The 25,651-nt window shown below is 71.0% G+C and carries 25 protein-coding genes; 13 read left to right on the top strand and 12 right to left on the bottom strand.

Annotated elements, in window-relative coordinates:
- Positions 1-5 precede the first annotated feature (5 nt).
- The 6 genes from K8638_RS30090 to K8638_RS30065 form a co-directional block, all read right to left on the bottom strand.
- Positions 6-587: a dual specificity protein phosphatase gene (locus tag K8638_RS30090; protein ID WP_223758118.1), complete on the bottom strand. Its 582-nt coding sequence runs from the start codon at positions 585-587 to the stop codon at positions 6-8.
- Positions 584-1,582 carry a hypothetical protein gene (locus tag K8638_RS30085; RefSeq protein ID WP_223758117.1) on the bottom strand — a complete coding sequence of 333 codons (999 nt, stop codon included), beginning with the start codon at positions 1,580-1,582 and terminating at the stop codon, positions 584-586. Before K8638_RS30085 ends, K8638_RS30090 begins: the two co-directional genes overlap by 4 nt.
- Positions 1,572-2,813, bottom strand: a complete 1,242-nt coding sequence (locus K8638_RS30080; protein ID WP_223758116.1) for a GtrA family protein — start codon at positions 2,811-2,813, stop codon at positions 1,572-1,574. Before K8638_RS30080 ends, K8638_RS30085 begins: the two co-directional genes overlap by 11 nt.
- A complete protein-coding gene (locus K8638_RS30075) occupies positions 2,806-3,732 on the bottom strand; it encodes a phosphatase PAP2 family protein (protein WP_223758115.1) in 927 nt (308 codons plus the stop codon). Before K8638_RS30075 ends, K8638_RS30080 begins: the two co-directional genes overlap by 8 nt.
- Entirely contained in the window at positions 3,710-5,044 is a 1,335-nt protein-coding gene (locus K8638_RS30070) for an inositol-3-phosphate synthase (protein ID WP_223758114.1), read from the bottom strand. The genes K8638_RS30075 and K8638_RS30070 overlap by 23 nt, the downstream gene beginning before the upstream one ends.
- A 482-nt stretch (positions 5,045-5,526) precedes the next feature.
- Positions 5,527-5,664, bottom strand: coding sequence for a hypothetical protein (locus K8638_RS30065; RefSeq protein ID WP_223758113.1), 138 nt, complete (start codon positions 5,662-5,664; stop codon positions 5,527-5,529).
- 161 nt (positions 5,665-5,825) lie between these two features.
- Here K8638_RS30065 and K8638_RS30060 point away from each other — a divergent pair, with 161 nt between their 5' ends.
- Complete coding sequence (locus K8638_RS30060) at positions 5,826-6,320, top strand: hypothetical protein (RefSeq protein ID WP_223758112.1); 495 nt, start codon at positions 5,826-5,828, stop codon at positions 6,318-6,320.
- Between the two features lie 15 nt (positions 6,321-6,335).
- On the opposite strand, the gene K8638_RS30055 is transcribed toward K8638_RS30060, so the two are convergent.
- Positions 6,336-7,310: an aldo/keto reductase gene (locus K8638_RS30055; RefSeq protein ID WP_223758111.1), complete on the bottom strand. Its 975-nt coding sequence runs from the start codon at positions 7,308-7,310 to the stop codon at positions 6,336-6,338.
- Between the two features lie 316 nt (positions 7,311-7,626).
- On the opposite strand from K8638_RS30055, the gene K8638_RS30045 reads away from it, so the two are divergent.
- The 9 genes from K8638_RS30045 to K8638_RS30005 all read left to right on the top strand — a co-directional run bounded on the left by K8638_RS30045 (position 7,627) and on the right by K8638_RS30005 (position 16,290).
- Complete coding sequence (locus tag K8638_RS30045) at positions 7,627-9,111, top strand: LA_2272 family surface repeat-containing protein (protein ID WP_305071201.1); 1,485 nt, start codon at positions 7,627-7,629, stop codon at positions 9,109-9,111.
- Between the two features lie 128 nt (positions 9,112-9,239).
- Entirely contained in the window at positions 9,240-10,247 is a 1,008-nt protein-coding gene (locus K8638_RS30040; protein ID WP_223758109.1) for a zinc-dependent alcohol dehydrogenase family protein, read from the top strand.
- Between the two features lie 174 nt (positions 10,248-10,421).
- Positions 10,422-10,760: an HPF/RaiA family ribosome-associated protein gene (locus K8638_RS30035; protein ID WP_223758108.1), complete on the top strand. Its 339-nt coding sequence runs from the start codon at positions 10,422-10,424 to the stop codon at positions 10,758-10,760.
- 176 nt (positions 10,761-10,936) lie between these two features.
- A complete protein-coding gene (locus K8638_RS30030; protein WP_223758107.1) occupies positions 10,937-11,377 on the top strand; it encodes a response regulator in 441 nt (146 codons plus the stop codon).
- Between the two features lie 193 nt (positions 11,378-11,570).
- A complete protein-coding gene (locus tag K8638_RS30025; protein WP_223758106.1) occupies positions 11,571-12,995 on the top strand; it encodes a sensor histidine kinase in 1,425 nt (474 codons plus the stop codon).
- A gap of 14 nt (positions 12,996-13,009) precedes the next feature.
- Positions 13,010-13,756, top strand: coding sequence for a response regulator (locus K8638_RS30020; RefSeq protein ID WP_223758105.1), 747 nt, complete (start codon positions 13,010-13,012; stop codon positions 13,754-13,756).
- A gap of 3 nt (positions 13,757-13,759) precedes the next feature.
- On the top strand, positions 13,760-14,500 hold the full coding sequence (locus K8638_RS30015; RefSeq protein WP_223758104.1) for an ATP-binding protein: 741 nt from the start codon (positions 13,760-13,762) through the stop codon (positions 14,498-14,500).
- Positions 14,500-14,880 (top strand): response regulator, encoded by a 381-nt coding sequence (locus K8638_RS30010; RefSeq protein WP_171818394.1) that lies wholly within the window; start codon positions 14,500-14,502, stop codon positions 14,878-14,880. The genes K8638_RS30015 and K8638_RS30010 overlap by 1 nt, the downstream gene beginning before the upstream one ends.
- An 18-nt stretch (positions 14,881-14,898) precedes the next feature.
- Entirely contained in the window at positions 14,899-16,290 is a 1,392-nt protein-coding gene (locus K8638_RS30005; protein ID WP_223758103.1) for an aminopeptidase P family protein, read from the top strand.
- A gap of 15 nt (positions 16,291-16,305) precedes the next feature.
- Here the strand turns inward: K8638_RS30005 and K8638_RS30000 are convergent, their stop codons facing one another.
- The 3 genes from K8638_RS30000 to K8638_RS29990 form a co-directional block, all read right to left on the bottom strand.
- Positions 16,306-16,665 (bottom strand): winged helix-turn-helix domain-containing protein, encoded by a 360-nt coding sequence (locus K8638_RS30000; RefSeq protein ID WP_223758102.1) that lies wholly within the window; start codon positions 16,663-16,665, stop codon positions 16,306-16,308.
- A 23-nt stretch (positions 16,666-16,688) separates the two neighbouring features.
- Positions 16,689-17,267, bottom strand: a complete 579-nt coding sequence (locus K8638_RS29995; protein ID WP_223758101.1) for a carboxypeptidase-like regulatory domain-containing protein — start codon at positions 17,265-17,267, stop codon at positions 16,689-16,691.
- A 140-nt stretch (positions 17,268-17,407) separates the two neighbouring features.
- Complete coding sequence (locus K8638_RS29990) at positions 17,408-17,839, bottom strand: nuclear transport factor 2 family protein (RefSeq protein WP_223758100.1); 432 nt, start codon at positions 17,837-17,839, stop codon at positions 17,408-17,410.
- A gap of 288 nt (positions 17,840-18,127) precedes the next feature.
- On the opposite strand from K8638_RS29990, the gene K8638_RS29985 reads away from it, so the two are divergent.
- The 3 genes from K8638_RS29985 to K8638_RS29975 all read left to right on the top strand — a co-directional run bounded on the left by K8638_RS29985 (position 18,128) and on the right by K8638_RS29975 (position 22,804).
- Complete coding sequence (locus K8638_RS29985) at positions 18,128-19,213, top strand: aldo/keto reductase (RefSeq protein ID WP_223758099.1); 1,086 nt, start codon at positions 18,128-18,130, stop codon at positions 19,211-19,213.
- Positions 19,214-19,468: 255 nt separating this feature from the next.
- A complete protein-coding gene (locus K8638_RS45355) occupies positions 19,469-21,508 on the top strand; it encodes an AgmX/PglI C-terminal domain-containing protein (protein WP_223758098.1) in 2,040 nt (679 codons plus the stop codon).
- Between the two features lie 150 nt (positions 21,509-21,658).
- A complete protein-coding gene (locus K8638_RS29975; protein WP_223758097.1) occupies positions 21,659-22,804 on the top strand; it encodes a discoidin domain-containing protein in 1,146 nt (381 codons plus the stop codon).
- A 28-nt stretch (positions 22,805-22,832) separates the two neighbouring features.
- On the opposite strand, the gene K8638_RS29970 is transcribed toward K8638_RS29975, so the two are convergent.
- Positions 22,833-25,286, bottom strand: a complete 2,454-nt coding sequence (locus K8638_RS29970) for a hypothetical protein (RefSeq protein WP_223758096.1) — start codon at positions 25,284-25,286, stop codon at positions 22,833-22,835.
- A 21-nt stretch (positions 25,287-25,307) separates the two neighbouring features.
- Positions 25,308-25,472, bottom strand: coding sequence for a hypothetical protein (locus K8638_RS29965; RefSeq protein WP_223758095.1), 165 nt, complete (start codon positions 25,470-25,472; stop codon positions 25,308-25,310).
- Positions 25,473-25,651: the final 179 nt, after the last annotated feature.

Raw genomic sequence — 25,651 nt, 5'->3', positions numbered from 1 at the left:
GCAGCCTACGCCGCCCGCTCCGCCGGGCGCGCGGCCCACGCGGTGACGAAGTCCGACAGGCCCTCCAGCTGCCGGTCATTCAGCGTCACCTGCCACCGCGCCGTGCGCACCTCGCGGTACGCATCCGGCGCGTCCCAGCCGCGCGCCACCATGACGGCGAGCCCCATCATCGGGCCCCGGCCCACGCCGTGCTCACAGTGCGTATACAGCCGGCCGCCCTGCTCCAGCCGGGGCAGCGCCCACTCCACGCCGCGCATCAACTGCTCCACCGACGGCGGGTAGCGGTCCGTCACCGGCAGGTTCAACAACTCAATCCCCAGCTCCGCCAGCGCCCGCGCGTCGTCGCAGCGCTCCGAGCGCATGTCAATCACCGCCGTGACGCCGAGCGCCTTCAGCTCCGCGTAGCGCGAGCGAGGTACTCCGCCTCCCACGAACAGCCAGTCATTCACCCGCGAGACATTCAGCCCCTGTCCGGGCAGCTTCGTGGTCCACTCCACGCACCGCGCCACCGAGCGCAGCACCTGCTTGCGCACCCAGCCACGCACGCCCGGCACATGGTGCACGTCGCGAAGCAGCGAGACGCTCACAGCTCTCCCTCGAGCGTGACTTCCATCAGCCCCGCCACCGGCTCCTTCCCCGCGCGCTCCAGCACCGCCCGGTGCAGGTACGTCACCGGCGAGCCCACCACCGGCCGCACCAGCCCGCCCAGCACGCCCAGGTCCTCCACCGGCGCGCTGCGCTGGAGCAGCGCCGTGGAGCGCAGCACCAGGGCCGCGTCACCCCCGGCATAGACTTCCGCCTTCCACACGCTGCGCTCCTTCGCGCCCTCGCGGGTGAGGGTGAAGTGCTCCAGCGGCCGGGGCGTGGCGCCCTCCTCCCACTCGTACACCGGGCCGAACTCCCCGTCCTGTCCCTCGCGCGCCAGCAGCACCAGCCGCTCGCCGCCGCGCAGCGCGCGGAAGCGCACCCATCGCTTCGCCAGCTTCGCCGGGGCGATGGTGGAGCGCGTGTGGTCCGCGTAGCCACCCCCCGAGTACGCCACCTCCGCGCCCTTGGGGAACTGCACCGTCGCGCGCAGCGGGCTGAAGGCCAGCGTCACCTCGTGGCGGTAGCGGGCGTTGCCCACCTCCACCTCCGAGCCCTCCGGCGACCGCGGCGCCACCGGCGCCGCGTACTCCAGCACCACCCGCCCGTTGTCCAGCGGCGCCTCCACCCGCGTGAAGCCACCCGCCGAGCGCGCCGAGCACTCGCCCACCTGGAAGGTGCCGGTGGTCGCGTCGTAGCGCCACTCGCGCTCGCCCACCTTCTTCTGCGGCGTCCACGCCCGCTGGCCGGGCTTCAGCACCGACGCGCGGCAGATGCCGTGCCGCGAGCCCGGCCCCAGGTTCGTCACCGACAGCTGCACCAGCACGAAGGTGCCGTCCTCCAAATCCCCGATGAAGGTGAAGCTCTCCCCGTAGTTGTCGCTCGGGGCGGGAGTGGGCTCCAGCGGCTCCGCGGCCGAGGCCACTCCGGAGAGCAGGAGCGTGGCGGCGAGCGCCACCACCATCATCAGGGATTGGGGACGGTCTTCATGCGGCATGTGGGCGCTGCTCCATGAGCGCATCCGACGCGCTGTCGTTGAAGACATAATCGCGCTGCAGGGGCAGGTTCCACGCGAAGTACACGACGCCGCGCACCAGCCACCAGACCAGCGTGTACGCCAGTTGCGGATGCAACGTGAGCAGCGCCACGCCGCCCGCGTTGAGCAGCGCGCTCGTGCCGCTCACCACCGCGTAGCGGGCGAACTGACGCGCCACGCCAGCGCGGCTCTTGAAGGTGAGCACGCGGTTGATGGAGTAGTTCACCAGCGCGCCCAGCATGGCGCCCACCACGGTGGCCCAGGCGGGCAGCATGTCCAGCCACTCCACCAGCACCAGCACCAGCGCGAAGTCCGCCAGCGTGGCCACCGCGCCCGCCACCGCGTTGAAGCCGATGATGGCCTTCTCCGAGCGCGCCTCCTGCCGCTTCGGCGCCAGCGCCTTCACCAGCGTCCGGAAGCGGGTGATGGCCGTGTAGTTGCTCATGATGGCCACGAACACGAGCCCCACCACCGCCAGCCAGTGCATGGGGTGCTTCTCCTCGGGCCAGAAGACGGCCTCCAGAATCGGAGACAGCGCCGTGCCCACGCCCAGGAAGAGCACCCGCTCCAGCCGCTGCATGGCGCCGTCGCGGACGCTGACGCCCAGGCCCTCGCCCTTGGCGCGCACGTACGGCACCAGCGACGAGCCCAGGAGCGCCAGCAGCGCCGGCAGCAGCACCCAGGTGTCCCGGTAGTACCAGGCCAGGCCCATCAGCATCGCCGAGTCCACGTACCTGTCCAGCACCGAGTCCAGCGCCGCGCCGGCCGGGTTGGCCTCCTTGCGCGTGCGGGCGATGCGCCCGTCCATGACGTCCAGGATGCCCGCGAAGAGGAAGAGCCAGCCGCCCAGCGCGAAGCGCCCCGCCGCCAGCGCCACGCCGGCGGAGATGCCCAGGAGGCCCGACAGCATGGACAGCGCGTTGGCCGGCAGGCCCGAGCGCAGAATCACCGTCCACAAGGGCTGGATGACCCAGAAGAAGTAGTGCCGGAGGAAGAAGCCCACCAGCACCGTGCTGCCGCGCTTGAGCGTCTCCTCGTCCCGCGGAATGCCCTTGAAGGCGCAGCGGATGCAGAAGAGCAGCAGCCCCCCGAGGAAATAGGCACAGGCCAGGATGGCCGGGGCCAGCGCCGTCCAGATGCGGGCGGACGGAGACAGGTTTCCGGTCAGCCAGGCCATCAGGTTCTCAAGCACGGGTGTCTCCTCTAGAAGTCAGGGGCACGGCGACAGGGGCCGGCACCGTGCGGCGCGCGAACACGGCCTCCACCGCCAGGAAGGCGGCGAGCGCCGCGACCAGGCCCGCGAGCACGTCCAGGATGTAGTGGTGCGTCAGGTACACGGCGGAGAAGGCGACGAGCGCCGCGAACAGCACCGCGGACACGCGCCACGCCCAGCCCCGGTGCCACACGAACAGCGTCACCATGAAGGGATACGCGGCGTGCAGCGAGGGCATTGCCCCGAAGACGTTGGGGTTTCGCGAATAGAAGCTGGCGAAGTAGTTGATGCCCAGCAACGCGTCGAAGCGCGCGGTGCCCGCCGGGCTGGGCAGCGCCGCGAGGTTCGCCGGGCCGGGGCCGTACTGGAGGATGTACCAGGGCGGGGCCGCCGGATAGACGAGGTAGGTGACGACGCCCAGGGCGTTCACCGCCAGGAAGGCCCAGCACAGCCGCTCGAAGCGCGAGTCCTTCTTCACGAAGAAGAAGATGGCCACGACGAAGACTTCGTACAGGTAGGCCGCGTACGAGAAGCCGCAGAACAGGTCCAGCACCGGATGGAAGCGCGTGGACCACCACTCGGGCCAGTGGGTGCCACCGGGCGCCGGGAACCACTGGCGCTCCAGCTCCCACAGGTCTCCGGTGTGAATGGTGCCACGCACGAACAGCCAGAGGGACTGGCTGTCCAGCAACATACCGGTCAGCCACAGCGGGAAGCCGCCGGCGAGGAAGCGCCGCGTCCGGGGGCCCGCCCAGGCCACCCCCATCAGCAGCACGTCCGCCGCCACGTGCTCCCACCGCAGCCGGCCGGTGGCAATCACCAGCGTCAGGTGGCCCGTCGCCATCACGGTGACGAGCCACGTGAACGCGGTGGCTCTACTTGGAAAGCGGGAGGTCATCCCCGTAGTAGTCGAGTCCGAGGTGGGTGATGGGCTCTTCGCCGGCCACGACGCGCAGCGTGTTCTTCAGCTTGGTGAGCTGGATGAACAGGTCGTGCTCCACCGGCAGGCCGGGCTGCGCCATGGGGCTCTTGAAGTAGAAGGACATCCACTCCTGGATGCCGCGCCACTCCAGCCGCTTCGCCAGGTCCAGGAACAGGGCGATGTCCAGCACCAGCGGCGCCGCGAGGATGGAGTCGCGGCAGAGGAAGTTGACCTTGATCTGCATCGGGTAGCCGAGCCACCCGGTGATGTCGATGTTGTCCCAACCCTCCTTCGCGTCGCCGCGGGGCGGGTAGTAGTGGATGGACACCTTGTGCGAGTACTTGTTGTACAGCTCGGGGTAGACCTCGGGCTGCAGGATGGTGTCCAGCACGCTCGACTTGGTGACTTCCTTGGCCTTGAAGGCCGCGGGGTCGTCGAGCACCTCGCCGTCGCGGTTGCCGAGGATGTTGGTGGAGAACCAGCCCTCGAGGCCCAGCATGCGCGCCTTGAGCGCGGGGGCGATGACCGTCTTCATCATCGTCTGGCCGCTCTTGAGGTCGCGGCCGGCGACGGGCATGCCCTCCTGCTTCGCCAGCTCCTGCAGCGCGGGCGTGTCCACGCTGGCGTTGGGCGTGGCGTTGGCGAAGGGCACGCCCTCCTTCAGGGCCGCGTAGGTGTAGAGCGCGGTGGGGTTGATGTCCGGGCTGTTCTCGTCCAGCGCCTTCTCGAAGGCGGCCAGGCTCTTGAAGGCCTCCGGCAGCGGACGGAAGGTCTCCACGCTGCTGCACACCACCATCACGGCGCGCCTGGCGTTGAGCTCCTTCTTGAAGTCGCGGATGTCCTGGCGCAGCGCCTCGATGCTCTCGCGGTGCGTCTTGGTGGACTTGGTGTGGTTGGCCTCGATGCGGCGGACGAACTCCGCGTCGTGCACGCCCTTCTTCGGCTTGATGCCCTGGAGGAAGGGCTTCACCTGCTCCAGGTGCTTGTCATGGAGCACGCCGGAGCGCACCGCCACCTGATACGCGTCCTCGCTGATGATGTCCCACGCGCCGAAGACGATGTCCTGCAGCTCCGTCAGCGGCACCAGCTCGCCCAGCTTCACGGTCCGGCCATCGGTCCGCTTGCCCAGGCGCGCCGTGCCCATCTGCGTCAGCGAGCCGATGGGGAGCCCCTTGCCCTGACGCGCCAGCTCGACGCCCGCCATCAGCGTGGTGGACACAGCGCCAAGCCCGGGGATGAGCACCGCGAGCTTGCCCTCAGGCTTGGAGACCTTCCTCTTGTTTTCCATCTTGGGATTCCTTCGAGAGGCGGAGACAGACCGCCTCGCTAGACGCATTCGAGACCGCCGAAATCAAGCCGTCGGCACGACACCAATCGGACATGCGGAAAATCTCGAAAGCGGATGGTTGATACTCTAAAGCGTTCGTTACTTCAACGTCATGTGGGGCGGCCGCTCGTTACCACGCCGGTGGCGCTCTCCAATGGATCAGCACCGGCCCGGGTACAAGGCGGGGCGAACGGGGCTGTCAGAGAAACACCACGACGTCGGAAGGGTGACACCCGCTGGACCCTCCCCGGGCAGCAAGAGCTGGGTCTTAAATGACCCATGTCGGTGCGAGTCCGGAGGTAAGGGGGACGGCACCTGGAAGTGTGTGAAGGACCTACAAGGGGTGTGGTGCACGCCGGCCCGGCGGGCCCTCTCATGGCGCCGGTGTCTTCCGGGCGCAACCGGAATTCGGGAGAGGACCCGCGGGTGGCGCGAGGCGCCCCTTATATGGAGGTGCGGGTGGCCTTCACCCTGCCGGCGAGCCGCACCTCGCGGCGGGTGGCCGTGTGCCGATATCCGGCGCGCTCCACGCGGATACACAGCAGGGCCAGCGCTGGATCATCCAGGCCCTCGGGAACCACGCCTTGGCCATACCTGCCTCCCTGGGCGCTGAAGATAGGTCGCGAGGAGAAGAGGAGGCATGCAGGAGCCGGCTGCCCGCCACCAGGGCAGGCGGGCGTGTGGTAGGTGGCGCCAAAGCCGCGGCGCCCCGCCGGGGCCGTGCGGGAAGAGAGGGTGACGGATGCTGAAGACGGCGTGGAACGAGTGGAGCCTCAAGGCGCTGCAGCTGGAGACGGCGCTGCTGGCGCTGGAGGAAATCGAGCTGCCGGAGGAGATGCACGCGCTCCAGGACGCGGCGGAGGACAAGGTGCTGGAGCTGGCGCGCGCGTGGAAGGCGAGGCAGCCGCAGAAGGAGCCGCGCAAGTGGGAGCGGCAGACGCTGCCGGACGGCACTCCGCGCGACGCCGAGCTGAAGGAGCTGGTGGCGGGCTTCCGCGAGGAGGGCAAGTCCTGGACGCTGCTGCGGGCCACCAGCGACAAGCAGGAGGTGGTGGAGACGGTGGTGTCCGAGGGCCGCGCGTGCATGGCCGCGGGCGGCGAGTACTACCTGGGCCAGTGGGACACGAAGGACTCGGTGCTGGAGGTGGGCCGGGACGACGACGCGGGCGAGCCGGGCACGGGGCTGGTGCTGGAGCCCACCGGTGAGCTCCAGTACGCGCCGGACCCGGAGCTGTAGCGCTTCAGACGGGCGTCACCCCTCGAGGACACGCGCCATGCGGGCGCGCTGCTTCTCGTCGGGCAGGCGCCCGAAGCCGGCGCGCAGGTTGTCCGCCACGTGGTCCGGCTTGCGGGTGGCCGGCAGCGGGCAGTGCACGGCGGGGTGGCCGAGGATGAACTTGAGGAAGAACTGCGCCCAGCTCGTGCAGTCGAACTCCGAGGCCCACTCCGGCAGGGCGCGCCCGCGCACGCGCTGGAAGAGGGCGCCGGAGGCGAAGGGCTGCATGACGAGCACCGCCACGCCGTGCTCGGCGGCGGCGGGCAGCAGGCGCGCCTCCGCGTCCCGCTGCGCGAGCGAGTAGGGCAGCTGCACGAAGTCCAGCTTCTCCTCGCGGATGAAGCGCTCCAGGTCGTCGAAGGCGCTCCGCGCGTAGTGGGTGACGCCGACGTAGCGGATGCGGCCGGCGGCCTTCCACTCGCGCAGCACGGGCAGGTGCGTGCGCCAGTCCACGAGGTTGTGGACCTGCATCAGGTCCATCCTCCCGCGGCCCATGCGCTGGACGGAGTTCTTCAGCTGTGTGAGTCCCTCGCTCTTCCCGGTGGTCCAGACCTTCGACGCGAGGAGGGGCTTCTTCAGCTCGCCGAGCGACTCGAGCAGGTCGCCCGTCACCTCCTCCGCGCGGCCGTACACGGGCGAGGAGTCGATGAGGCGCGCGCCCGAGGCGAAGAAGCGGCGGAGGACCTCGGCCAGCGGCTCGCGCTCGGCCTGGGAGGTGCCCACGTCGAACGTCTGCCAGGTGCCGAGCCCGATGACGGGCAGCGCCTCGCCCGTGCTGGGGATGGGGCGGGTGAGCATGGTGTCTCCTCTGGAGGTGGGGGCGGGCTTCGCGGGGGGCTTCCGGGCCGAGGCGGCGGTGGGCAGCAGCAGGCCGCCGAGCCCCGCGGCGAGCAGCTCGCGGCGGGACGGCTGGGCGGGCTCCGATGGAGCGGGTGGGCGTGCCGGAGACATGGCCCGGCAATCTAGCGCCGGGGCCTCTCCGGCTGGCGTGGGTGTGCGCGCGGAGTGTGGACAGGTGACCTTTCCGCCGGGCCGCTCGGAGCGATGCGGGCGCGGGCTCGCGGCGTGGACGGGTGACACCCTCCCGCAAGGGAGGCGCGCACCAGGACGCGCGAGGGGAAAACCCCGCCGGTGACACATCCGCCAGGGGCCGGTGTTCCCTTCATCGAACGGGGCGGCGACGTCCCTCGATGAATCTCTGTGTGGCCCCGGTGCCCGCGCGGTGCGGGCCGGGCCGCTCTCGGAACAGTCCAGGAAGGTCCAGGCGATGAAGCGCAAGGTCTCGGTGTGTGCGGGGGTCGCGGCGGCGGTGGTGGCGTTCTCGGCCGGTGCCGAGGAGCCGAAGCCGTCGGGCGTGCAGGCGGCCGGTGCGGAGCAGGAGGCTCCCGCGGCTGTGTCGCGCCCGGCGGAGGGCGCGGAGGCCGTGGCGGCGCCGGCCGTCGACGGCCCCGGGGCCGAGCGCGTTACCGCGGCGCCCCCGCTGGTGGACGCGGCGGTGGGAGGCACCGTGAGCGCGGCCCCGGCGGCGGACGCCCCGGTGGTGGCGCAGGCGAAGGCCGAGGCCGCGCCGGGCGCGGAGGCCCCGGAGGTGCACATCCCGTTCAGCCTCACGCTGGTGCCGGGGCTGAGCACGTCGGGCTTTCACACGAGCAACGTGGTCAACACGGTGTCCATCGGCCTGGTGGCCACGCACGCGAAGCGGGTGAATGGCGTGGCCATGTCCATCGGCGGCAACTGGGTGGAGGCCGGGCTGAATGGCGCGCAGCTGGCGGTGGGCGGCAACGTGTCTCGGGGCCCGGTGACGGGCGCGCAGCTCGCGGTGGGCGGCAACGTGGCGGGGGGCGACCTCCTCGGCGTCCAGTCCGCGGTGGGTGTCAACGTGGTGCGAGGGATGATGGAGGGCGCGCAGCTCGGCGTGGGCGCCAACACGGTGGCGGGCCCGGTGAACGGCCTCCAGGCCGCGGTGGGCGCCAACATCGTGACGGGCAGCGTGCGCGGCGCGCAGCTCGGCGTGGGCGCCAACGTGGCGGCGGGCCCGGTGCGCGGCCTCCAGGCCGCGGTGGGCGTCAACGTGGCCCCGGACATGACGGGCCTCCAGGTCTCCTCGGGCATCAGCTACGCGCGCCACCTGTCGGGCGGGCAGCTCTCCATCGTCAACGTGGGCGGCGAGGTGGACGGCGCGCAGGTGGGGCTCGTCAACATCGCGGGCCACGTCGACGGCGCGCAGGTGGGCCTCCTCAACGTGGCGGGGCGGACGGAGGGCGAGTCGGTGGGCCTCCTGAGCTTCGTCGGCAACGGCCAGGCGGACGTGCAGGTGTGGAGCAGCGACGTCGCGCTGACCAACGTGGGCGTGAAGCTGGGCGGCCGTCACATCTACACGCTGTTCGCGGCGGGCTTCACTCCGCCCCTGGACGGGGAGCGCCGCCACTGGACGCTGGGCGGGGGCATCGGCGGCCACATCCCGCTGGGGCGCTTCTACGTGGACGTCGACGTGGTGGGCAGCACGCTGCACGAGCGCCGGCTGTACGAGGAGACGGAGCACATCCTCGCGCAGGCCCGGCTGCTCGCGGGCTGGCAGGTGGCGCGGCGCTTCGCGGTGTTCGGCGGCATCAGCGCCAACACGCTCGTCACCTGGGACGGCGGCGACCGGTGGGAGGAGCTGGGCATCGGGCCGGAGTGGCGGGAGGTCTCGGACGGAGGCCGCACCGTCGTCCGCACCTGGCCGGGTGTGCAGGCGGGCATCCAGCTCTGACACGAGCGTCCTGGCGGCGTACTCCGCCGCCCACCTGACCGGCGCCCGGGGTGCGCTTCACCGCGCCTCGGGCGTCACCATTTTCTCCCTCGAAGCGCCCGCGAGCACGTGGCGCGAGGGAGCGGCCGATGGAAGAGAGCATGCGGGCGATGGTGCTGCGCGCGCCAGGGCAGCCGCTGCGTGAGGAGCGGCTTCCCATCCCCCGCCCCGGCCCGGAGGAACTGCTGCTGAGGGTGCATGCCTGCGCCGTGTGCCGCACGGACCTGCACGTGGTGGACGGGGAGCTGCCGCACCCGAAGCTGCCGCTGGTGCCGGGGCACGAGGTGGTGGCCACGGTGGTGAGCACGGGCGAGCGTGTGAGGGCCTTCCCCGAGGGCACGCGAGTGGGCGTGCCGTGGCTCGGCTGGAGCTGTGGCCAGTGCCGCTACTGCGTCTCGGGCCGGGAGAACCTCTGCGACCTGGCGCGCTTCACGGGCTACCAGGCGGACGGGGGCTACGCCGAGTACATGGTGGCGCACGAGCGCTTCTGCTTCCCGCTGCCGGCCGGCTACTCGCACGTGCACGCCGCGCCGCTGATGTGCGCGGGGCTCATCGGCTTCCGCTGCCTTCGCATGACGGGAGACGCGGAGCGGCTGGGCCTCTACGGCTTCGGCGCCGCGGCGCACGTGCTCCTCCAGGTGGCGCGCTACCAGGGGCGGCGCGTCTTCGCCTTCACCCGGCCGGGGGACGTGGACGGCCAGCGCTTCGCGAGGGAGCTGGGGGCGGTGTGGGCGGGTGGCTCGGACACGCCGCCGCCGGAGCCGCTGGACGCGGCCATCCTCTTCGCCCCCGTGGGGGCGCTGGTGCCCGTCGCGCTCGCCGCGGTGGAGAAGGGCGGCGTGGTGGTGTGCGGCGGCATCCACATGAGTGACATCCCCGCGTTTCCCTACGCGCTCCTCTGGGGGGAGCGGGTGGTGCGCTCGGTGGCGAACCTCACCCGCGCGGACGCGCTGGACTTCCTCGCGCTCGCACCGAGCGTGCCGGTGCGCACCGAGGTCCAGGTGTTCCCCCTGTCCGAGGCCAACGCGGCGCTCTCCGCGCTGCGTGCGGGCCACGTCCGCGGCGCGGCGGTGCTGGACGTGGACGCGGAAGGTTGAGCGCGGGGCATTCCGCCCCGCAGGAGCTGCGCCCTGTCCCATTTCGCCGCAAACACTGCGGGGGAGGGGGCCTGTGCCCACGGAGTTTCGCGGGGTTGGCGCTGGCAACGTCCATGCAATGAGAGAGGGCGTCACGAAGCCCCGACAGGGGGCTCTACCCGAGGCAGACGGACGATGAAGCGAGCGCTGCAGATTACGTATCGCGGGATGGCGACGAGCGACGGCCTCAACGAGCACATCCGCGACCACGCGGACAAGCTGGAGCAGTTCTTCGACGGCATCGTGGGGTGCCACGTGGTGGTGGAGGAGCCTCACCGCCACAAGCAGCAGGGCAAGCACTTCCACGTGCGCGTGGACCTGACGGTGCCCGGCAAGAACATCGTGGCGGCGAGGGACCCCGAGGAGCGCGGGGGACACGAGGACGCCTACCAGGCGGTGACGGACGCCTTCGAGGCCGCGCGGCGCCAGCTCCAGCACTACGCGGAGACGCTGCACGCGCATCACGGACAGTGAGGCACAGTGGCAGCGGCGAATTCCAAGCGTGGCCATGCCCACGCCGCCACGAGGGTGTAGGTAGAGGTGCACAGTCCCTGGCATGCCCGAGGTGGGTGCCAGGGACTGGCCGGAAATCCTCGCCCACCCCCTGACGCGGCATGGGCCGTGAGCGCTATCGTGCATCCGCTCACGCAATGAACGCACCGCGCCTCCAGGTGCTGCTGGTGGAAGACGAGGAACCCGTCCTGGCCACCACCGCGGCCGTGCTTTCCGAAGACTTCGACGTCCACCCCGCGCGCGACGCGGGCTCGGCGTTGCGGTTGCTGTTCCTCCGGCGCTTCGACGTCGTCTGCACCGACTTCCACATGCCGGGGCGCAATGGCATCGAGCTGTTGCGCGAGGCGACGCGGCTGCAGCCGCACCTCGCCGGAGTGCTCGTCACCGGCTACCGCGAGTACCTGGACCGCAAGGACCCGCAGCAGCAGGCCCAGAGCCTCTTCTACCTGGTGCTCAAGCCCTACCAGCCCGCCGAGCTCATCGCGATGATCCGCCGCGCGGCGGAGGCCACCCGCCTCAAGCGGGAGATGAGCCTCATCACCTCCGGGCTGGCCGTGCGCAAGCGGGGCGCGCGATGACGCCGCCGCTCCACCCGGCCGGGCCGCGCGGGCCCGTGAATCCGGAAGGGAAGGCGGGCGAGCCGTCGCGCGCTTCCTCCGTGTTCCCCGCGGGAGGAGGCGAGCAGGCTCGCCCCCCCGGGAGGGCCACCTGCTCCGGCGTGTTCCTCTATGATGCGGAGGTACCGCCCTCGGCCCGGGCGGGAGTCACCCGATGAGCCAGGTCCTGGAGGAAGCCAGCCCGAGAGGGGCACTGAAGGAGCGCGCGGCGCTGCTGCTCGGCGAGTACCTGTCCCTGGTGCGCAGCCGCACGGACCGGCTCTTCTCGGGGGTGATGCTGGCGCAGTGGGCGCTCGCCATCCTCGTGGCGGTGGTGTGGTCTCCCCGGGCCTGGGCCGGGCTGCCGCGCCTCGTCGACGTCTCCTTCGTCCACACCGCCGTCCTGCTGGGCGCGGTCCTCGCGGGCGTGCCCATCGCCCTGGCCCGCTGGCGCCCCGGCGCCGTGCTCACCCGCCACGTCATCGCGGTGTGCCAGGCGCTCTGGTCCGCGCTGCTCATCCACCTGTCGGGTGGCCGCATCGAGGCGCACTTCCACATCTTCGCCTCGCTGGCCCTGCTCGCCCTGTACCGGGACCCGCGGGTGCTGCTGTCCGCGAGCGCCGCCCTCCTCGCGGACCTCGTCCTGAGGGGCACGTGGTGGCCGGAGTCCCTCTACGGCGTGTCCGAGCCGGGGTGGTGGCGTCCGCTGGAGCATGTCCTGTGGATTGCCGCCTTCGACGTGCTGCAGGTGTACTTCTGCCGGGGGGCGTGGCGCGAGCAGCGCGAGGTGGCGGTGCGCCGCGCGGAGCTGGAGCTGGCGCGTGAGCGCGAGGGCGCCAAGGCGCGCGAGCTGGACCGGGCCCTCCGCGAGCTGGGCGGCTTCCAGGAGCACCTCATCCGGGTGGAGAAGCTGGCGGCCGTCGGCCAGCTCGCCGCCAGCGTGGGCCACGAGCTGCGCAACCCGCTGGCCGCCGTGCGCAACGCCCACGCCTACCTGTCCCGCAAGCTGGCGAAGGACGCGGCCCGCTTCCCGGACGACCCGCGCGTCTCCCAGTTCATGGGCGTCATGGAGCGCGAGCTGAACGCCTGCGCCAAAATCATCTCCGACCTGCTCGACTTCGCCCGCGAGCGCCCGCCCGCGCTCCAGCCCTGCCCGCTGCGTCCGCTGGTGGACGAGGCCATTGGCGTGGTGCCCCAGCGCGAGGGCGTCCGAATCGTCAACGGCGTGCCCGAGTCCCTGCCCGTGCCGAGCCTGGACAAGGAGCAGTTCCGGCAGGTCCTGGTGAACCTGGTGCAGAACGCGGTGGAGGCCATGCCCCCCGGCCATGAGGGGCAGGTTTCAGTGCTGGCGGAAGGCGGCGAGGCAGGCCCCTGGTGCGTCCGCGTGGTGGATGACGGTTCTGGCATCCCTCCGGACGTACTTCCGAAGATTTTCGAGCCCCTGTTCACCACCAAGACGCGTGGAACCGGCTTGGGACTGGCGATTGTCGCCAACATGGTGCAACGTCACGGGGGCACAATCTCTGTGCGCAGCGAGGCGGGGCGGGGCAGCGAGTTCGTCATCCAGCTCCCCGCGTCCGCGGCGGCACAGGCCGCGTGATGGAGGAAGTGGAAGTGGTCCCCGCTCGCATCCTGCTGGTCGACGACGAGGAGTCGCTCCGCATCACCCTCGCGGCCAACCTGGAGCTGGAGGGCCACACCGTGCTGGAGGCCGCCTCCGCCGAGGACGCCCTCAAGCTCCTGAGTGAGCAGTCGGTGGACGTGGTGCTCACGGACATCCGCATGCCCGGCCTGCACGGGGTGGACCTGCTGCGCCGAATCAAGCAGGACCGCCCGGACATGCCGGTGGTGCTGATGACGGCCTTCACGGCGGAGGAGCTGGTGGACGACGCGCTCGCCGAGGGCGCCTTCACCGTGCTGCCCAAGCCCTTCGACGTGGCGCACGCGCTGGACACGATTCTCCGGGCCGTCCGCGCCCCGCAGATTCTGGTGGTGGACGACACGGAGCCGGTGGCCCGGGCCATGGTGCGGGCGCTGAGCACGGTGGGGCTGCGGGCGCGCGCCGTGTACAGCGGGGAGGAGGCGCTCACCTCCCTGCGCTCGGGCTTGTACGACGTGTGCGTGCTGGACCTGGTGATGCCGGAGATGAGCGGGCCGGAGCTGGTGACGAAGGTGCGCGAGGCGGACCTGTCCGTGGCGGTCATCGCCATGTCCGGCCACGTGGTGCCGGAGATGCTGCGCCGGGTGGCGGCCCAGGGGGCGGTGGTGTGTATGACGAAGCCGGTACCGCTGCGTGAGCTGGTGCAGGCGATTGCCCGGGTGCGAGGCCAGCCGCGGGGGCCCGCCGGCGCGAGGAACTGACGGATGGGACGGGGAGAGCTGCAGTCGCGGGAGCGGGCCGCGGTGGCGGATGTGGTGGCGTCGACGCTGCGGCACGACTTGCGCAACAAGCTCGCCAGCATCCGCAACGCCGCCTTCTATCTGATGCGGCAGATGAAGAAGACGGAGGCGTGGACCGCGGACCCCCGCGTGGAGACCTTCTTCCAGCTCATCGAGAAGGAGCTGGCCTCCGCCGAGGAGCTGCTCTCCAAGCGGAGCCCGCCGGCCAGCGGGGGCCCCAGGCCCCACTGCCACCCGCGCGACGGGGTGGAGCGGGCGCTGGCCCAGGCGGACCTGCCCGAGGGCGTGCGGCTGGAGCGGGAGCTGACGGAGAAGGGCGAGGTGGCGCTGGACGTGGAGGACCTGGCGGTGCTGGTGACCTGCCTCGTGGACAACGCCGTGGAGGCCATGCCCCGTGGCGGCACGCTCACCGTCCGCACCCGGGACGTGGAGGATGACGGGGTGTGTCTGCGGGTGGAGGACACGGGCGAGGGACTGGCGCCGGAGGCGTATTCGCGGGCCTTCGAGCCCTTCTTCACGACGCGTCCCGGCCACGCGGGGCTGGGGCTGAGCATCGTCCACCGGATGGCGCAGCGGCATGGCTGGAAGGTGGACCTGGGGGCCGGCCCCTCGGGGGGCACGTTCGTGGAAGTCCTGTTCACCGGAGTGGAGGCGGGGGCCGCCTCGAGGCCCGTGGGCCGCGACGAGAATCAGGGGAGCAAGTGATGGAGACGAGCTGGACCTTCGGACGCTGCCTGCTGCTGGTGGAGGACGACCCGTCCAACCGGATGACGCTCGCCGCGCTGCTGGAGGACGCGGGCTTCGCCGTCGTGACTGCCGGCTCCTACTCGGAGGCCGCCGGCCTGCTGAACCGGCCGCGCGCCTACGACGCGGTGCTGCTGGACCAGAGCCTGGGGGACGGCTTCGGCACCGGGCTGATTCCGCTGGTGCGCCACCACATGCCGAAGACCAAGGTGGTCTTCGTCACCGGCCATGACGGCAAAATCGACATGCCGGTGGACGCGGTGTTCCGCAAGGGCGGCCACTTCGACGACCTGCTGGCCTTCCTCTTCAAGCTGCTGCCCCAGCGTCCGCTGGGCGCCTGAGCCGGGGCTCCTCCCTTCATGCTTCCTGACTCCTCCGAGCGCGCCGCCCTCGTCCGGCGCCGCGAGCTGCTGGCCCGCGCCCTGGGCAGCGCCCCCGCCGTGCTGGCGTCGAGCCGCCCGCGCCCACGCAACTACGCCGCGGACCAGTTCCCCTTCCGCGCGGCCAGCCACTTCCTCTACTTCTTCGGGCTGGCGGCGCCGGACGGCATGGGCTTCTACGACGGCGAGTCGTGGACGCTGTACCAGCCCGAGCCCGGCCCCGACGACGCGCTGTGGGATGGCGCGGTGCCCGGCTTCGCCGAAATCGCGGAGCGGACGGGCTGCCCGGTGCGCTCGCGCGCCGCGCTGCCCGAGGCGCTGGCCAGGGCCACGAAGACGCGGCCGGTGGCCACGCTGCCCACGCCGGACCTGGAGACGTGCGCGGACCTGACGGGGCTGCTCGGCCGCGAGGTGTGGCCCGGACGGCTGTTCCCGGTGGACGAGCCGCTGGCGGACGCGGTGATTGCGCTGCGCCTGCGCCACGACGCCGCCGCGGTGGCGCAGCTGCGGCAGGCCGCGGACGTCACGGTCCATGCACACCTGGCGGGCATGCGCGCGACACGGCCGGGCCTGCGCGAGGCGGCGGTGCGCGCGGCGATGGAGACGGAGTTCCTCGCGCGCGACGTGCGCCCGGCGTACCAGCCCATCGTCACCGTGCACGGCGAGGTGCTGCACAACCTGAAGTACCACCACGCGCTGCGCGAGGGAGACCTGCTGCTGGCGGACGTGGGCGGCGAGAGCCCCGGCGGCTTCGCGTGTGACGTGACGCGCACGTGGCCGGTGACGGGGCGCTTCAGCACGACGCAGCGCGAGCTGTACGAGGTGGTGCTGCGGGCGCAGAAGGCGAGCATCTCCGCGGTGCGGCCGGGCGTGCGCTACCGGGACGTGCACCTCGCCGCGCACCGGGAGATGGCGCGCGGGCTGGTGGCGCTCGGCATCCTCCGTGGCGACCCGGAGGAGCTGGTGGTGGACGGCCTCACCGCGCTGCTGTTCCCCCATGGCATCGGCCACCTGCTGGGGCTGGACGTGCACGACATGGAGGACCTGGGAGACCGGGCCGGCTATGCGCCGGGGCGCGTGCGCTCGAAGGAGTTCGGCCACCGGTACCTGCGGCTGGACCGGGATTTGGAGCCCGGCATGGCGGTGACGATTGAGCCCGGCGTGTACCGGGTGCCCGCCATCCTGGAGGACGCGCGCCTCACCGCGCGCGCGGGGGACCGGCTGAATCGCGAGGTGCTGGCCCGCTACTCGGACGTGCGGGGCATCCGCGTCGAGGACGACGTGCTCGTCACGGCGGAGGGCCACGAGGTGCTCACCGCCGCCATCCCGAAGGAGGCCTCGGACGTCGAGGCCGTCATGGCGGGGCGGTAGCCTCGCTTCGCGGCTTCAGCGCCTGGCGCGCCCGCGCGAGGGCTGGGAGGGGGGAGGCTGCTCCTCCTCCACCAGGGAGAGGAGCGCGGATACGCTGCGGTGCCGCTCGACGGGGTGGCGCAGGGGCAGCTCCCTGGCGATGGTGTAGCGGTTGCGGCGCCCCTCGCGCTCGCGTCGCAGGTAGCCCGCCTCCTCCAGGTCACTGACGATGCGCTGGACGGCGCGCTCGGTGATGCCCACTCGCACGGCCACGTCGCGCAGGCGGACCTCGGGGTCCGCGGCGATGCACAGCAGCACGTGGGCGTGGTTGGTGAGGAACGTCCAGGAAGGGGAGTCCGTCCGCTCACGGTCCGAGGGTGCCATGAGGGCGGGCACGGTAGCTCAAGCCTTCGGCGACGTCAGCGCCAGCTCTGGCCATCCAGCTCCGGGAAGGAGACCTGGCACTGCCCGGGATTCACGCCGTCCACGCGCGCGTAGCCGTTCTTGTTGAGGGTGCCCTCGCGCGTGCCGCCGTCCGGCAGCGTCACCACGTAGCGCGCGTAGGGGACGGGCTTGCCTTCCTCGTCCTTGAGCTCGATGGCCAGCCACGTCATCTCCGCCGGGGGGGCCTCCTCGGCCTCGGGCCTGGGCGGCTCGGGCCAGGGCCTGGGGACGAGCACGGGGCGCTCCACCTCCAGCGCCACCAGCTCGCCATGGGCGAAGGCCTCGGAGAGCCGCTGCTTGAGGCGCTGCTCGTACCGGCCGCGCTCCAGGCCGGACAGCCCCAGCGGCGGGCTGCCGCCGAGCGCTTCGTACATGGCGTACAGCGTGCGCGCGGCGGGGGTGACGAGCCAGCGGTCGAGCGCGGTGGTGACGAAGACGTCCGGGACGCGGTTGCTTCCGGCCTTCTCGGTCTCCGCCTCGACGGAGGGGACGATGAGCCAGGATGCACCCTGGGCCGGCAGCATCCACCGGCGCTCATTCCTCGAGAGCGACATGACGGCGACCTCCTTGCACCGGAGTGTACCCGCTGGGACTGTCCCATGCTCGCGCCCGCGAGGCGCTTTCGTGCGGGCGTCACTTCCGGGCCACGGGGTGTGCTTCAGGCGACACGTCTCCAGGACCCGGAGGTTCGGGCTCAGGGCGACGCGGGCCCGGGCGTGGTGCCCTCCGCCGTCTCGGGCGCGGACGGGAGGCTGTGCGCCAGGACCATCCACCACCTTCCGTCGCGCCACTGGCACACGTCCGTGAAGGTCTGCCGGTCCGTCACCTCGGTGCCGTCGGGCAGGCGCACCCGGGCGCGCTGGGCGCCCGTGAGCACACCGGTGTCTCCGAAGACGTGGGCGCGCACGGACGTCATCTCGAGCTCCAGGATGTCGCCGGGAATGGCGGCCACGCTGGCGATGAAGGCCTCGCGGTCCGTCTCCACGTCCCCCGCGCCACGGAAGACGAAGTTCCCGGGCAGCAGCTCGCGCAGCCGGGCGCCGTTCCTCTGGCGGATGGCCTGGGTGACGGAGTTTTCCAGCTCCAGCAGTGCACGGTGGCGGGCCTGGACGGTTTCAGGGTTCATGGGCGGAGGGCTCCGGAGGGGAGGGTGGCCGCACGCGCTGGTTGCCAGCACGGCGGTGAGCAGGAGCAGGCGGTGCATGCGGTGGCTTTCAGCACGTTTCCGGGGGCGCGCGCCATGGAGGCGTCACGATGGCGTCAATCGCTCCGCGACGGGGTGGCGGAGCGCGTGGCCTCGCGTTAGTGCACCGGCCCCTCTTCGCCGACCCTTCGGGCCGCCCGTGTGCTTCGTGTCCTGCTTCCCGCCTGGAGGGCCGGTGTCACCCACGCAGTCGTCCCGATGGGAGCACTCATGCCGTTGAACCACTACGTCACCCTGGGCCGCTCCGGCCTGCGCGTCAGCCCCTTCTGCCTCGGTGCCATGACCTTTGGCGAGGACCTGGGCTGGGGCAGCAGCGTCGAGACGTCCAACGCCATCATGGACCGCTACCTGGAGCGGGGCGGGAACTTCATCGACACGGCGAACGTGTACACGCGCGGGCACTCGGAGAAAATCATCGGCGACCACCTGGGCCGGCACCCCAGCCGGCGGGAGCGCGTGGTCATCGCCACGAAGTTCCTGGGCAACCTGTTCCCCAGCGACCCCAACGGCGGCGGCGCGGGCCGCAAGGCGATGGTGGCCCAGTGCGAGGAGTCGCTGCGCCGGCTGCAGACGGACTACATCGACCTGTACTGGATGCACTGCTGGGACATGTACACGCCCATCGACGAGACGCTGCGGGCGATGGACGACCTGGTGCGCTCGGGGAAGGTCCGCTACGTGGGTGTGTCGGACACGCCGGCGTGGAAGGTGGCGCAGGCGCAGGTGACGGCGCACTTCCGCGGCTGGATGCCGCTGGCGGCCTTGCAGATTGAGTATTCGCTGCTGGAGCGCACGGTGGAGGGCGAGCTGATGCCCATGGCGCGCGAGCTGGGGCTCGGTGTGACGCCGTGGTCTCCGCTGAAGAGCGGCGCGCTCAGCGGCAAGTACACGCGGGAGAACGCGGGAAAGCTGAAGGCGGACCGCGGCGTGTGGGCGGAGAGCGCGCTGAACGAGAGGACGTACGGCATCATCGACGTGCTCCAGCGGGTGGCGAAGGAGCTGGACACCACGGTGGCGCGCGTGGCGCTGGCGTGGGTGCAGGGCCGGCCGGGCGTGACGTCCACCATCATCGGGGCGCGCACGCTGGAGCAGCTCGACAACAACCTGGGCGCGCTGGATGTGCGGCTCGAGCCGGAGCACGTGAAGGCGCTGGATGAGGCCTCCACGCCGACGCTGAACTTCCCGGCGGCGTTCCTCCAGGGCGCGCCCACGTTCATGCACGGCGGCCTCACGGTGAACGGCGTCTCCGCCCCCGAGTGGCCCATGGCGCCGAAGTCCGACAAGGAGCGCTGGTAGCACGGCGCTTCGGGCGGGCCGGAATGGACGCTCCGTTCCGCGAGCTGTGCCGGGCCTCGCGCGTGATGTCGGCACGCGTGCGAGGCACCGCCCCGGCATGCGCGTGTCGGGTGGAGGACCGGACAGGTGGCGTCCGTCCGCGGGGCAGCGCGTCCGAAAGGTGACACTCGCGGGTGGCACGCTGTCGCCCCGTCCCTAGCTTGCAGGCCCTGGCGCGGTCAGGCCGGTGGTGTCAGCGCGGGCGAGGGAGGGCGTGTGAGCGAGCTTCTTTCAGAGGCCGAGGGGCAGTTCCGGGCGCAGGGGATGGGGACTCCGGGCGCGGCTGGGGGAACCTACGGCTCGGTGCCGGGCGCTTCGCTGAGCGTGAGCGACGCGCTCGACGCGGACCTCGACGCGTACCTGGACCGCGAGCTCTTCGTGGGGTCGAAGGCGCGGCCGGAATCACGCAAGCCCGAGGCCGAGCCCGTCTCCGAGTCCTCCGGGAGCATGCGCGCGCTGCTCGACATGGCCGAGGAGGAGTCGGAGTGGCTGGGGACGCTGCCGGCTCCCGTGCCCTCCATGGCGGAGCCCGCGCCCGAGCCCGAAGAGCCCGAGGTGGAGATTCCCGAGTGGATGCGCGTGGCGCCGGGGGCGAAGGAGCCGCTGCCCTTCGCGGCCATGCTGGCTCCTGTGGCTCAGGGGCCGGTGGAGGCGCACCCCGAAGCGGCGCGTACGGACGCGGCGGGCCTGCCGGCCACGCCGTGGAGCGTGCCGGTGAGCACCCCGGTGCATCAAGGCAACCTTCTGCCAGGGATTGCGCCGCCGCCTCCTCCCAGCATGGCCGTCCAGGGCGCGATGCTTCCCCCGTGGGCGCCCCAGCACGCAGTTCCCATGGGACATGTTCCGCAGCCGCACTGGGGCATGCCCATGGCCGCTGCGCCCGCGCCGACGCGCATCGCCGGCATGAGGCCCGGTGCTTTCCTGGGCGCGGCGGCGGTAGGCGCGCTCGCGGCGGGGCTGCTCGTGGTCGCGGGCCTGCACGTGCGCGAGCACGTGATGGTGGCCCCTGATGTCGCCACGGTGAGCATGCGGGCCGTGGGGCAGGAACCACCAGACACGGGCCCAGCGGATGGGCAGACCTCGGGTGCGCAATCGCAGGTGGGCGCCCCCGGCACGATGCCTTCCTCGGGGGGGACCGGCACGACGCACCCGCACGCTTCGGGGCAGATGCGCATGCAGGGCGACACCTCCGGCACGCTGCCGTACTTGGGGCCGGCCGGCGCGGCGCAGACCCACGCTTCGAGTCAGTTCGGCGCACAGGGCGGCACGTTCGGCACGTCGCTGTTCCCGGAGTGGACCGGCACGTCGTGGGCCAGCAGTCTTCCCGGCCCGCTGGGCACCCAGGTGGCGAGCTCCAGCGCGACGTCGCCCGGAGCGGTGACCGTGTCGCAAGAGGGCGTTGCCGGTGCGCGGTCGCTCACGGGAACACCCGGCCCATCGGGAGTGCAGCAGGCCGGGGCCTCCGTCGCGAGCACGGTGCTCTCGACGGAGCGGGCAGACGTGCAGGGCGCCGCGAACAGCCTGCGCGCGTCCCTGCCCGAGACGGCGCCGGTGAACGGGCCCGCCGCGGAGGATACGACGCACACCCGCGGCAAGCCCGCCATGGTGGCGATTCGCGAGCCCTCCTCACGCAAGGCCTTGGCGAAGACGGCCAGCACCGAGCCAGCGAGAACCGCCACCAGCACGAACGACGAGGCCGACACCAGCACCAGCGAGCCCTCGTCCGACGAGGCCGGCTCCGGGGACGGGGCCGACGAGGAGTCCATCGCTTCCTTCGAGGGCAGCGACACCGAGTCCGGCAAGAAGGTGGCGGTGTCCTCCACGGACGCCCGTCCGCCGAACCCATACTCGGAGTTGGACGAGGACTTCGCGAGGGAGCTCGGCTTCACGGAGGACGCGGAGAAGAAGGTGGCGGCGGACCCGAAGGCCTCGCGCACCGTCTACATCCCGCCCGCGCCGGATGCGAAGCAGCACCTCACGCCGGATGACGTGAAGGCGGTGGTGGTGACGAACCAGCCGGCCATCACCGCGTGCCTCCGTCAGCACGCCAAGGGCACGCCGGTGGAGGGCGGAGGCCGCTTCATGGTGCGCTGGTCGGTGCTCCCGAGCGGAGACACGTCCAGCGTGGCCATGGACACGGACGCACTGCGCGCCACGCCTCTCGCGCGTTGCATCGAGGACGTGGTGCGCCGCTGGAAGTTCCCGGCCCACCAGGTCCGCATGCAGGAGCCCATCCGCTTCCCGTTCGTCTTCTGACCCTCGCTGGCGGGGGCCATGGGAGAAAAGCCTGGAGGCCCGGTCGAGGGGCCTCGTTCGCACAGCGGCGAGGCGAATCGTACGATAGACCGGGAGGGCCGCCGCTGAATGAACGGCGGCGCCGTACGTCCAGAACTCCAGGGAGCCCCCATGTCCGGCGACGACGGAAGGAACTGCATGCGCGGGTGGGGCCCTCTGCGGGTCATCCTGGGCTGCGTCCTCCTGAGCACGGGGGCCTGGGGGCAGCCCACCGGCGCGGAGCGAGCGGACGCGGGAACTCCGGTCTCATCCGAGTCCCTGGATGCCGGGCAGATGTCTCCTGGAGCCCTGGGCCCATCCGGGACTCCCGACGCCGGGCCGCCGAATCCAGGGCAGGTGCGGGTGACGCTGCACGGTGTGCCCGTCACGGTGACGGCGTCCTCGGTGCTCGTGGACGCGAAGGACCCCGGCCGCTACGGGCCCGCCAACCTGCTGGACGAGGACCCCGGCACCCTCTGGGCGGAGGGGGCGAAGGGCACCGGGGCAGGGGAGTGGGTGGAGCTGAGCTTCCCGCCGGAGACACCGGTGCATGCCTTCCTGGTGACGCCCGGCAATCCGAAGTCCGCGAAGCTCTACAAGGCCAACGCGCGCCCGAGGAAGGCGCGGCTGGAGCTGAAGCTCGCCGAGGGACGCAAGCTGGACTACGAGCTCGACTTCCCCCGCGACTTCCCGGCGGGAGGCTCCCTCTACGTTCATTACCGGCGTATGCTCCCCGTGCTTTCGGCGCGGCTGACGGTGCTGTCAGTGTGGCCCGGCACTCGTTACCGGGACCTGTGTCTGGGCGGATTCGTCCCCGTGTTCCGAGAGCCAGGGGAGCGCGCATTGGACACCTTCCCGGGCGTGGGGCTCGAGCTGGCACCCAGCCTCGCGTTGTTCATGGAAAGTCCACTGCTGGTGTTCAAGCTCCTCCCGCCCGAGGCGAGTGGTGTCGGCGCATGGCTGCGTTCCTACGCGAAGGTTCCGCACAGGGGAGCGCTGCCGCCGCCCGAGGAGGAGTTCGATATGCATCGCGGTACGAGTGAATGGAGTCGCTATCGTCGGGACCTCGCCTCGCATGCCGCCGGCGCGACGTCGCAGAGTGAGCTGTTCCGGCTCCTGCCCGAGCCGGATGGAAGGGGCTACGTGTTCGCCCCCCTCGGTCCACCCAGGAGTCCGGACGCTTATTCGAACTTTCGGGTCCACTGGGCCCGGGTTGACGGGGCGTGGCACGTGGTGGGACTGGAGGTCCAATACCGGGAGCAGACCGCTGACGATTGATGGTGCCATGGCACCGCCCCACTTCTGACTACGGGGTGGAGGCGCCAGTGGAGGCCGCGGGTGACTTGCCCTTGTCGGCTGCCGGCTTGGACGGAGCTTTCTTCGCGGGCTTGGGCGGCGGAGGCGGCGCATCCTCGGGGAAGAGCGTGTTCCAGTCGCGGCCCCCCAGCTTCGCCACGAACGCCTCCATGTCGGCCCGTGTTATCTCCGCCAGCATGTAGTCGAACTTGAACTTGCAGTCTCCAAAGTCACAGGGCTCGAGTCTGTCATTCACGAAGTCCTGGTGCCTGTCCTCGATGGAGGCTGTGTGTTGCTTCTCCAGCCACGTCTTCTTGACCTCCTGGAGCTTCGTCTGGAGCTCCGCCAGCCCCGCCTGGATGGCCTTGTCGATGGACTGGTCGAGCATCTGCGCGAAGGCCTTCTTCTGCGCGGCGGCCTGGGGCACACCTCCCGCAGCTGCCTTCTGGACGTTCTCATCGAGGTGGAGGGCGTCGGAGGTCTTCTTTCGCGTGTAGTCCTCGAGCAGCATCTGGTTCTCGGCGCTGCTGTATCCCGCGGTGCTGAAGACCGTCTGAAAGGTCTTCAGCACCTTCTCGTCGAACTTCTGGCCGGGGAGGCCTTCCAGGAGCTTGTTGACCTGGTCGACGAGCTTCGGGTCTGGTGCGGGTGACGCGGCGTCGGCGGCCACCGCTGGAGAGGGCGCCGGGCTCTTGGGAGGCTGAGTGTCTTCCGTGGGAGGTGGGGGAGGCGGAGGTGGAGTGAAGGCCGCCGTGATGGCCTCTCGCGCGGACCTGGCGAAGCTCTTGGGAAGGTCCGCGAGGTACTCGGTCATCTGCTTGCCGATGCCCTTGGTGACGTCCGCCACCGTGAGCTCCGTGGAACACGTCGCCGTGCGAAACGGGCAATGCGCGCGTTTGGCCAGCATGGCCAGCCGGAGCAGGTCGCGGAAGTCCTGGGGGGAGCGGAAGACCTGGCACCCCTCGGACCAGTCGTTCACCTCGCGTCCGCGCCCCCAGGAGCTCTTCTCCATATCCACCGAGCGGTGGATGTTGGTGCCGGCGGCGGTGCCGAAGGTGACCATGACCTCGTTCGCCGTCAGCCGCCGGGCCCTGGGGAGCGGCGGTGGAGGCGGGGCCTCCGTCTTCTGGGGCGCGGGTGCGGTGGGAGACGGCGGAGGCTCGGCTGGCGTCGTGGCGCTCTGTGACGCGGAGGGAGGGGATGGCGGAAGGGGCTTGAGGACGAGCTGAAGGCCCCACTTCATGGGCGACGCGTCATCCTCTACCCTCTCCAGGTGGGACACCTGGTTGCTTTCCGCCTCGAAGTTCTCGGTCTCCGCCCCACCTGCATCCTCGAGCCGGATGAGGCGCTCGGAGGGATGGATTTTCGGCCCCACCTTCTTCTTTTTCGGCGTCACGTAGCCCAGGAGCCAACGGTCCAGTTCCACCATGGCCTGCTGTTTCCGGTACTCGGCGACCTTGGGTTTGTACCGCTCGAGGTTTTCAGCCATGAGCGCCGCCTTTACGGCCTCACCGAGGGCCTTCTTCTGCGCGGCGGTCTTCTGGGGCATCTTCTCGCCAAGCTGCTTTTCGAGCTTCGAGCGTGCTTCCTCCTGGACCTCCTTGTCCTCACTGGCGAAGTGCGCGCAAAGCGCCTTGTCCGTGCCCTTGTCGTACGCGGCCTGCGCGGCGTTCAGGTAGTCCGAGACGGGGTAGCGGCGCCGGGCGGGAATCGTGCCGCCGATGAACTGGAGTGCGGCGTAGCAGGTAGGTGGGTTGGCCGAGCTCTTGTGGAGACCGACCCGGTAGTGCTCGTTGTAGATGCCGGGGGCGATGGCCCCCACATCCGTTGGGAGCAGGGTGAGGTTGTCGAAGTCCGGCAGCTTGTTGCCTTGTTCGTCTCGAATCGCCGGCTTGTCCTTGTCGTAGCCCGGTTCGGTGGTGATGGGGAAGACGAGCACCCGCCAGTGCTTGCACTCCGGGCACGAGACATCCACGCCGGGAAGCGGCCAGTTCTTCGCGGGAGGATTCACCGTCTCGGTGAGCACCGCGTCCACGTATGCCTGCGCGTCCTTCAGGTTCTCCGCGCGCAAGCCCTCGGCATCGAGGACGGTCTTCTCCCCCTCCTTCAGCAGGGCCGGGTCGTAGAGCACGACGAGCAGGTCATCGAACCGGTTGGAGAGGGAGCGCTCCCGGCGCAGGCCCACGAGCTGGAGTGTGAGCGGGTTCGTCCGCAGCAGCTCCAGCTCCTCGTCGTCCTGCAGGTGGAACTTCTGGTTGCCCGGGTCCACCTTCTTCTGCTTCCGCAGGCTCTCGCTCGCGAACCGCCTCAGCAGGCCCACCGCGCAGTCCGAGCACTGCGTCTCGCTCAGCGTCGCATGGTGCGCCCGGTTCTCCGGCGCGGTCGCGACGGCCGCCTTCTTCCTGGGCTTGTCCTGCTTCGGAGCGTCCTTCGCTGCCTTCTTCTTGCTCGCCTTGGCGGCCATGGGGCACTCACACCGACGGGTTCAGCTCCCGTGCAGCTCCTCGCGTTTCCGGAGGAGCTCCGCGTCCAGGCGGCCGGTGACCTCCAGGAAGCCCGCCTCGTCCGTGTTCCCCCTGATGACCTCCTGCTCGAAGGTGCGCATGAGCAGGAGGCACTCGCCCTGTCTCACGACGTGAGTGGTTGGCATTTCGTCCCCCCTCCGGTGACATCCCCGGGCAGCTCCCTAAGCTGCTCCAACGGATGCTAGCTCACACGGCTGACAGGCAGGGAGCGGTCCGTCTCGCCCCCTCAGGGGAATCGCATCTTCACCTGCGGGAGGCGGCGGGCTTCCGCTTGGGGGGCCGAGGGGTATAGGCCCCCTTCACG

Origin of the sequence: Myxococcus sp. RHSTA-1-4, from assembly GCF_020037125.1 — a bacterium.
Taxonomy (GTDB): Bacteria; Myxococcota; Myxococcia; order Myxococcales; family Myxococcaceae; genus Myxococcus.
Note: the sequence above shows the minus strand (reverse complement) of the source record. Positions and strands in the feature narration are given on the sequence as shown.

What these genes read in the sequence shown, in the direction of transcription:
- K8638_RS30085 (WP_223758117.1), bottom strand. Translation starts at nt 1,582, where the DNA reads ATGCCGCATGAAGACCGTCCCCAATCCCTGATGATGGTGGTGGCGCTC.
- K8638_RS30075 (WP_223758115.1), bottom strand. Translation starts at nt 3,732, where the DNA reads ATGACCTCCCGCTTTCCAAGTAGAGCCACCGCGTTCACGTGGCTCGTC.
- K8638_RS30070 (WP_223758114.1), bottom strand. Translation starts at nt 5,044, where the DNA reads ATGGAAAACAAGAGGAAGGTCTCCAAGCCTGAGGGCAAGCTCGCGGTG.
- K8638_RS30060 (WP_223758112.1), top strand. Translation starts at nt 5,826, where the DNA reads ATGCTGAAGACGGCGTGGAACGAGTGGAGCCTCAAGGCGCTGCAGCTG.
- K8638_RS30055 (WP_223758111.1), bottom strand. Translation starts at nt 7,310, where the DNA reads ATGTCTCCGGCACGCCCACCCGCTCCATCGGAGCCCGCCCAGCCGTCC.
- K8638_RS30045 (WP_305071201.1), top strand. Translation starts at nt 7,627, where the DNA reads ATGAAGCGCAAGGTCTCGGTGTGTGCGGGGGTCGCGGCGGCGGTGGTG.
- K8638_RS30040 (WP_223758109.1), top strand. Translation starts at nt 9,240, where the DNA reads ATGGAAGAGAGCATGCGGGCGATGGTGCTGCGCGCGCCAGGGCAGCCG.
- K8638_RS30035 (WP_223758108.1), top strand. Translation starts at nt 10,422, where the DNA reads ATGAAGCGAGCGCTGCAGATTACGTATCGCGGGATGGCGACGAGCGAC.
- K8638_RS30030 (WP_223758107.1), top strand. Translation starts at nt 10,937, where the DNA reads ATGAACGCACCGCGCCTCCAGGTGCTGCTGGTGGAAGACGAGGAACCC.
- K8638_RS30025 (WP_223758106.1), top strand. Translation starts at nt 11,571, where the DNA reads ATGAGCCAGGTCCTGGAGGAAGCCAGCCCGAGAGGGGCACTGAAGGAG.
- K8638_RS30015 (WP_223758104.1), top strand. Translation starts at nt 13,760, where the DNA reads ATGGGACGGGGAGAGCTGCAGTCGCGGGAGCGGGCCGCGGTGGCGGAT.
- K8638_RS30010 (WP_171818394.1), top strand. Translation starts at nt 14,500, where the DNA reads ATGGAGACGAGCTGGACCTTCGGACGCTGCCTGCTGCTGGTGGAGGAC.
- K8638_RS30005 (WP_223758103.1), top strand. Translation starts at nt 14,899, where the DNA reads ATGCTTCCTGACTCCTCCGAGCGCGCCGCCCTCGTCCGGCGCCGCGAG.
- K8638_RS29995 (WP_223758101.1), bottom strand. Translation starts at nt 17,267, where the DNA reads ATGTCGCTCTCGAGGAATGAGCGCCGGTGGATGCTGCCGGCCCAGGGT.
- K8638_RS29990 (WP_223758100.1), bottom strand. Translation starts at nt 17,839, where the DNA reads ATGAACCCTGAAACCGTCCAGGCCCGCCACCGTGCACTGCTGGAGCTG.
- K8638_RS29985 (WP_223758099.1), top strand. Translation starts at nt 18,128, where the DNA reads ATGCCGTTGAACCACTACGTCACCCTGGGCCGCTCCGGCCTGCGCGTC.
- K8638_RS29975 (WP_223758097.1), top strand. Translation starts at nt 21,659, where the DNA reads ATGTCCGGCGACGACGGAAGGAACTGCATGCGCGGGTGGGGCCCTCTG.
- K8638_RS29970 (WP_223758096.1), bottom strand. Translation starts at nt 25,286, where the DNA reads ATGGCCGCCAAGGCGAGCAAGAAGAAGGCAGCGAAGGACGCTCCGAAG.
- K8638_RS29965 (WP_223758095.1), bottom strand. Translation starts at nt 25,472, where the DNA reads ATGCCAACCACTCACGTCGTGAGACAGGGCGAGTGCCTCCTGCTCATG.